At 66.1% G+C, this 7014-nt stretch carries 5 protein-coding genes; 3 read left to right on the forward strand and 2 right to left on the reverse strand.

The features are described 5' to 3' along the window. Positions 1-556 precede the first annotated feature (556 nt). On the forward strand, positions 557-1837 hold the full coding sequence (gene icd / locus WKI94_RS11140; protein ID WP_337845801.1) for an NADP-dependent isocitrate dehydrogenase: 1281 nt from the start codon (positions 557-559) through the stop codon (positions 1835-1837). Here icd and WKI94_RS11145 read toward each other — a convergent pair. Then, on the reverse strand, positions 1834-3624 hold the full coding sequence (locus WKI94_RS11145; protein ID WP_337845802.1) for an RNB domain-containing ribonuclease: 1791 nt from the start codon (positions 3622-3624) through the stop codon (positions 1834-1836). The two genes, icd and WKI94_RS11145, sit on opposite strands and share 4 nt — an antisense overlap. A gap of 73 nt (positions 3625-3697) precedes the next feature. On the opposite strand from WKI94_RS11145, the gene WKI94_RS11150 reads away from it, so the two are divergent. Together WKI94_RS11150 and WKI94_RS11155 are read left to right on the forward strand one after the other, a co-directional pair. Further along, complete coding sequence (locus tag WKI94_RS11150) at positions 3698-5410, forward strand: M3 family oligoendopeptidase (RefSeq protein ID WP_337845803.1); 1713 nt, start codon at positions 3698-3700, stop codon at positions 5408-5410. Positions 5411-5424: 14 nt separating this feature from the next. Then, positions 5425-6480: a tRNA pseudouridine(13) synthase TruD gene (locus WKI94_RS11155; RefSeq protein WP_337845804.1), complete on the forward strand. Its 1056-nt coding sequence runs from the start codon at positions 5425-5427 to the stop codon at positions 6478-6480. 53 nt (positions 6481-6533) lie between these two features. Here the strand turns inward: WKI94_RS11155 and WKI94_RS11160 are convergent, their stop codons facing one another. Continuing rightward, positions 6534-6968 carry a hypothetical protein gene (locus WKI94_RS11160; RefSeq protein WP_337845805.1) on the reverse strand — a complete coding sequence of 145 codons (435 nt, stop codon included), beginning with the start codon at positions 6966-6968 and terminating at the stop codon, positions 6534-6536. Between the last annotated feature and the right edge of the window lie 46 nt (positions 6969-7014).

Here is a 7014-nt window from a genome sequence, read left to right on the forward strand (position 1 = left end):
GCCAGCCGGGCTCCCTTCCACATCTCCTGGCCGATGGTGGTAAGCTGCATTCGTGGGGACCTCCTTCATGTTGGAGTGGTCCCCACATTTTAGTTGGGGCAGTCTCACATGTGTTTGTCCGAGCACAGGCTCAAAGATGAACTCCATGAAGTCCGGGAGGGTAGTCTCAGCAAAGGTTTGGAGGAAAACCCGCACCGCCCCCCGGCTCACCCCGCCGGTGAGACCCAGGCCGCGCCCTCCTCGTTCAGGTAAGCCCGGCTCAGGAGCTTTTCCCTCCATTGAGGTCCTTTAAGGAGGGGGGTCCATCCAAGGTAAACCCCCTGGCCAGGAGGAGCACCCCGCAGGAACCCTCTTGGCAGTACTCCAGGTAGTCCTCAGGGTGCTTCTTTCCCCCTTACCTAAGCGCCCGGGCATTGAAAGGACTCGAAGGAAAAGCGTGCGGGGCCCTTTTTCTGGGGTCCCCACCTAGGGAAGCTTCGGTGGGGCACTTAGCGCCGCCCCCAAAGGACACACGACCCCCGAGGAGGAGGGGTATGCTAGGGCCGGAGGTAAGGTTATGGCCTACAAGCATATCCAGATCCCGGCGGAAGGCGAACGGATCCGGATCCAGGACGGGAAGCTCGTGGTGCCCGACCAACCCATCATCGGCTTTATTGAGGGAGACGGCACCGGGCCCGACATCTGGAGAGCGGCCAGGCCTGTCCTGGACGCGGCGGTGGAGAAGGCCTACGGGGGGAAGCGCCGCATCGTATGGGTGGAGCTTTACGCGGGGGAGAAGGCCAACCAGGTCTACGGGGAGCCCATCTGGCTCCCCGCGGAAACCCTGGAGTTCATCCGGGAGTATCTGGTGGCCATCAAGGGCCCCCTGACCACCCCGGTGGGCGGGGGCATCCGCAGCATCAACGTGGCCCTAAGGCAGGAGCTGGACCTCTACGCCTGCGTGCGTCCTGTGCGCTGGTACAAGGGGGTGCCGAGCCCGGTGAAGCACCCGGAACTGGTGAACATGGTCATCTTCCGGGAAAACACCGAGGACATCTACGCGGGGATTGAGTGGCCCGCGGAGAGCGAGGAGGTGAAGAAGGTTCTGGACTTCCTCAAGCGGGAGTTCCCCAAGGCCTACGCCAAGATCCGCTTCCCCGAAACCTCGGGCCTCGGCCTAAAGCCCGTTTCCAAGGAGGGAACGGAACGGCTGGTGGCCGCGGCCATAGAGTACGCCATCAAGGAAGACCTGCCCAGCGTCACCCTGGTGCACAAGGGCAACATCATGAAGTTCACGGAAGGGGCCTTCCGGGAGTGGGGCTATGCCCTGGCCAGGGAGCGCTACGGGGCAGTGCCCCTGGACGGCGGACCTTGGCACGTGCTGAAAAACCCCCGCACCGGCCGGGACATCGTCATCAAGGACATGATCGCCGACAACTTCCTGCAGCAAATCCTTCTGCGCCCGGACGAGTACTCGGTCATCGCCACCTTGAACCTCAACGGGGACTACATCTCCGATGCCTTGGCGGCCCAGGTGGGGGGGATCGGCATCGCCCCCGGGGCCAACATCAACTACCTCACGGGGCACGCGGTCTTTGAGGCCACCCACGGCACCGCCCCCAAGTACGCGGGCCAGGACAAGGTGAACCCCTCCAGCGTCATCCTCTCCGGGGAGATGATGCTCCGCTATATGGGCTGGAATGAGGCTGCGGACCGCATCGTCCAGGCCATGGAGCGCACCATCGCTAAGGGGCTGGTCACCTACGATTTCCACCGCCTCCTGCAGGCGGAAGGGAAGCCCGCCACCCTGCTCCGGACGAGCGAGTTCGGCCAGGCCCTGATCCAGCACATGGACTAAAGGAGGGCGAAGCGGCCCTCGAGGCTAGGGAGGTCCGCCTTCAGGAAGCGGAGGCGGGCCTCCGCGTCCAGGGGCAAGGGAGCGGGCAGGGCCACCTGGGCGGTGAGGCCGAGCTCGGGGAGGAGGAAGACCCCCTGCCCGCCCCTCCGCTCCACCAGGACCCCAGGGCCCTCGTACCCCTTCTCCTGGAGGTAGAGGAGGGTCCAGTGGAGCCTGCTCTTCCTTTCTGCCTCCCGCACCAGGTCGGCTACGGCCTCCGCCGCGCCCACCCGCTCCAGCACCTCCCCTTGGGCTAGGGACTTTTCCCCCTTAAGCCACACCCGAAGCTGCTGGTGGGCCACCAGGTCCAGGTAGCGCCTTAAGGGGCTCGTCACCTGGGCGTAGAGGGGAAGGCCCAAGCCCTTGTGGGGGGCGGGCACCGCCTTAAGCTGGGCCCTTTTCATGGCCTTTCGCTGCTCCCAAAGGGCGCTCAGGCCCTCCCCCTCCACCCTCTTCGTGGGGGCTTCCTGGGTGGCAAAGGGGAAGGGAAGCCCTTCCCTCAGGGCCAGGTGGGCCGCGGCATAGCCTGCAAGGAGCATGGCCTCCCGCACCCAGACCCGGCTCGGGTAGGGGGGCAAGGGGAGGATCTGGATGGTCTCCCCCTCCACCCGCACCTTGACCTCGGGCAGGGCAAGGTCCACCGCCCCCTGGGCCAGGCGGCGCCTCCTAAAGGCCTCCGCCAGGGCCTTTAGGGCCTCGAGGCCCTCCACCTCCATGGCCTTTTGGTAGGTGAGGCGCTGGACCCGCACCCAGCTAGGGTAAACCTTCTCCTCCAGGAGTTCCCCCTCCTCGGAAACCAAAAGCTCAAAGGTGAGGGCAGGGGAAACCTCCTTCAGGCCCAGGCCCAGGATCTGGGTTACCTCCTCTGGAAGCATGGGCACCGTGCCCTCGGGGAGGTAGAGGTTGGCCCCCCGGCGGAGGGCCTCCTCGTCCAAAGGGCTATTCGGGGCCACCAGGGCGGCCACGTCCGCCACGTGGACCAGGAGGCGGAACCCCTCCCCCACCCTCTCCGCCCAGACCGCGTCGTCCGGGTCCTGGCTCCCCTCGTCGTCTATGGCGAAGGCGGGGAGGTGGGTGAGGTCCTCCCGCTCCTCCTCGGGTAAGGGGGGGACCGGCAGGTCTGGGGGGGTAAGGGGGAGACGAAGCCTCCTCGGGTGAGGGTTTTCCCGCCGCCACACCCCCAGGTGGAGGAGGAGGCCGTGGGCGGCCTCGGGGGTCTCGGAAAGGCCTAGGGCGCGAAGCACGGAGCTTTCCCTCCGCTCCCCAAAGGCCATGGCCTCCACCTCCTGGAGAAGGGGGCGGTCCTCCGGCGTGGGGACGCCCTTCCTAAGCCGCTCCACCCCTTCCCGGAAAGCCCGCTCCCGGGCCTCCTTCTCCTCGCGGGCCCGCTTCAGGGCAAGGAGCTCCTCCTCCGTGCGGGCCCTTACCCCTTCCCCCTCCAGCACGAAGCGCTCCCCCTTCTGGGCGAGGAGGTAAGCCCCATAGGCCGCCTCGGGGGTGTAGGCCCCATAGACGAGCTCGGCGAGCTCCCTTAGGGAAACCCGCTCCCCCTTTAATAGCTCCCAGGCCGCCTCCTCCTCGCCCTCGGGGACCTCGAGGTCCAGGCTTGCGGGCCCCGGGTGGAGGAGGAGGATGTCCTTAGGGCGCACCTTCATCCGCTCCCCGCCTGGGAGGAGGAGTTCCAACCGCCCTTCCTTTTCCCAGGCCAGGGCGGGTTTTTGGCGGTAGATGACCAAAGAAGCGTTCATCGTAGCTCTCCCTAAAGGGCCCTAACCCTTGCGGCCCCAGTAAAAAGCGCCGCCCCTCAGTATACTTAGGCCCGTGGAATGGGACCTTTCCGACCTCTATAGGGGCCCCGAGGACCCGAGGCTTTGGGAGGATCTCGAGGCCGCCTTGGCCCTCTCGGGCCAGCTGGACCCCAAGGCGCTGGAAGACCCAAACCAGGCGGAAGCCCTCCTGCGCCGCTACGAGGAGGCCCTGGAGAAGGCCTATAGACCCCTGAACTACGCAAGCCTTTACTTCGCCACCCGCACCCAGGACCCCACGGCCAAGGCCCTCTTGGACCGGGTGCGGACCCGGTACACCGAGGTGCGAAACCGCCTGGTGCCCTTGGAGGTGGCCTTGAGGAGGCTTCCCGAGGAGGCTTTCGGGCGCCTTTTGGAGTACCCCGGGCTTTCCGATCTCCGCCACTTCCTGGAAAGGCAGCGGGCCTACGCCCCCCACACCCTCTCCGAGCGGGAGGAGGAGCTTTTGAACCTGAAAGGCCTCGTGGGCCGCTCCGCCTGGAGCCAGTTCTACACCGAATACACGGGCCGCTTCCGCTTCCTGGTGGGGGGCAGGGAGCGCACGGAGATGGAGGTGCGGGCCCTTAGGCGGGACCCCGACCCCGCCCTCCGCCGGGAGGCCCACCGGGCCCTTTACGGCAAGCTCTTGGAGGAGGCCCCCACCCTGGGCGCGGTCTTCAACGCGGTGTACCTGGACTACCTTCAGGACCTGCGCCTTAGGGGCTACCGCCACCCCTTGGAGCCCGTGGCCCTGCGGGACGAGGTGGAGGTGAAGGACATCGAGGCCCTCCTGGAGGCTACACAGGCCCACTACCCCTTGGTGGAGCGCTACTACCTCTGGAAGGCGGGGCGCCTAGGGCAAGAGAAGACCCCCAGCGAGGACCTCCTTGCGCCCCTTGGCCCAAAGCCCAAGGTGCCCTTTGAGGAGGCGAAGGCCATGGTCCTCGAGGCCTTCCGCCGCTTCAGCCCCGAGATGGCGGCCATCGCCGCAAAGTTCTTCCAGGGGCGCTGGATTGACGTCTACCCCAGGCCCGGCAAGCGGGGCGGGGCCTTCTGCAGCGGAGGGCTTCCCTCCACCCACCCCTACGTCCTCCTCAACCACACGGACGACCTGGACAGCGCCCACACCCTGGCCCACGAGCTCGGGCACGGGGTGCACTTCTACCTGGCGAGGAAGCAGCGCCTTCTCAACTTCGGGGCCTCCACCCCCTTGGCTGAAACGGCCAGCGTCTTCGCGGAGATCCTCCTGGACGACCTCCTTTTGGAAAGGATGTCCGGGGAGGAACGGACCCTTCTCCTCGCCGAGCGGGTGGAGGACGCCATTAACACCCTCTTCCGCCAGGTGATGTACACCTTCTTCGAGCGAGGGAGCCTCGAGGCCCGCCGGGAAGCCGCTCTCGCCCCCGAGGACTTCCACCGCCTGTGGCAGGAGGAGCAAGAACGGCTTTACGGGGAAAGCGTGGCCTGGACGGAGCTAGACCGCTCGGCCTGGGCGGGCATTCCCCACTTCGTCCACTACCGCTTCTACACCTATAGCTACGCCCTGGGCTACCTGGTGGTCCTGGCCCTTTACGGGCGCTACCGGGAGGAAGGGGAAAGCTTCGTGCCCAAGTACCTCGAGGTCCTGGAGGCCGGGGAAAGCCTAGGCCCCAAGGAGATTCTGGCCCAGGCGGGGGTGGAGCTCGGCTCGGAGGCCTTCTTCCGCTACGGCTTTGGGGTCCTGGAGGACTGGCTTAAGGCCCTGCCTTAGGCGACAATAGGGGGATGGATCTCGTCTACCGGCCAGGGCGCTACCCCTTCCTCACGGCGGGCCTCCCGGGGGTGGGGGGGACCATCCGGACCACCCCAGAAGACTTCCAGGTGGAGGAGGTCCCCGCCTACCTCCCCAGCGGGGATGGAGAACACCTTTACCTCTTCCTGGAAAAAGAGGGGCTCACCACCCGCGAGGTCTTCCTCTTCCTGCGGGACGAGGTGGGGGTGCCGGAGAAGGAGATCGGGGTGGCGGGGCTTAAGGACAAGCACGCCCGAACCCGGCAGTGGTTCTCCATCCCGAGAAGGTACGAGAACGCCCTCTGCCTTTTGGAAAACCTAAGAGGGGTGCGCCTTCTGGGGGCGGGCCTCCACACCAACAAGCTACGGACCGGCCACCTCAAGGGCAACCGCTTCCGGATCCTCATCCGAGGCGCGGAAGGGGGAAGGGAAAGGGCCGAGGCCATCCTTAGGGTCCTCTCGGCCCAGGGCCTTCCCAACTACTACGGCCCCCAGCGCTTTGGCCTTGGGGGGCTGAACCCCTTAAAGGGGTACGAGCTCGTAAAGAAGGGCAAGGGGCGGGGAAGCCCTTGGCTTAAGCGCTTCCTGGTGGGTAGCCTCCAAAGCCTCCTCTTCAACGACTGGGTGGCCTTAAGGATGGAACGGGGGCTTTACGCCACGGTGATCCCCGGGGACTGGGCCAAGAAACATGCCACCGGGGGGGAGTTCCTGGTGGAAGACCCCAAGGAGGCCGAGCGGGCCCTAAGGCTTGAGATCAGCGCCACCGGGCCCCTTTTCGGCAAGAAGTACCCCGAGGCCCAAGGGGAGGCCCGGGCCCTTGAGGACGAGGTCCTCGCCCGCTACCATCTCGGGCGGGAAGAGTTTAGGGCCCGCCGGGGGGCCAGGAGGCCCATAAGGGTGCCCCTCCAGGACTGGCGGGTGGAGGAGGCCAAAGAGGGGCTTTGGCTTTCTTTCTTCCTCCCCAAGGGGAGCTACGCCACAAGCCTCCTTAGGGAGGTGATGAAGGTGGAGGTGGACACCCCAGAGGGGGAGGAGGAAGCCCAGGAGTAAGGAATAAACACCCCCCGCAGGAGAGGACCCGCGGGGAGGGTGTTCCCGCTTCCTTAGAAGCGGTAGCCCAGCTTCAGGTGGCCCGCCAGGCCACCCCCCAGGAGTCCAAAATCCCCACCCAGGAAAAGGGGCGCGCCCACCAGGGCCTTAAGGCCGTACTCCCCGTCCAGGCGGAGGTAGAGCTTGGCCTCCTGGAACTTGGGAAAGGCCAAGCCCAGGCCCGCTCCCACGTTGAGCTCTTCCGCCACGGGGTAGTAGTAGCGGAAGAGGAAGGCCCCGTTGGCCTCCCCGCCAGCGGTAAAGGCCAGGTCCAAGGCCGGGCGCACCTCCCCCACCGGGGGTTGGAAGAGGAGGCAGCGCCAGGAAAACTCCACCCCAAACCCCTGGCTTCCCCCCAGGAGGGCCAGGGAGGGTTTAAGGCCTTCCAAGGAAACCTGGGCCGAGGCCAAACCGAAGAACACACCAAGCGCCAACAGCAGTTTGCGCATACCCCACCTCCCTAAGACATTCTACTTTCTTCCCCCCCTTTCGGTT

The organism is Thermus sp. (assembly GCF_037444525.1).
Lineage (GTDB): Bacteria > Deinococcota > Deinococci > Deinococcales > Thermaceae > Thermus.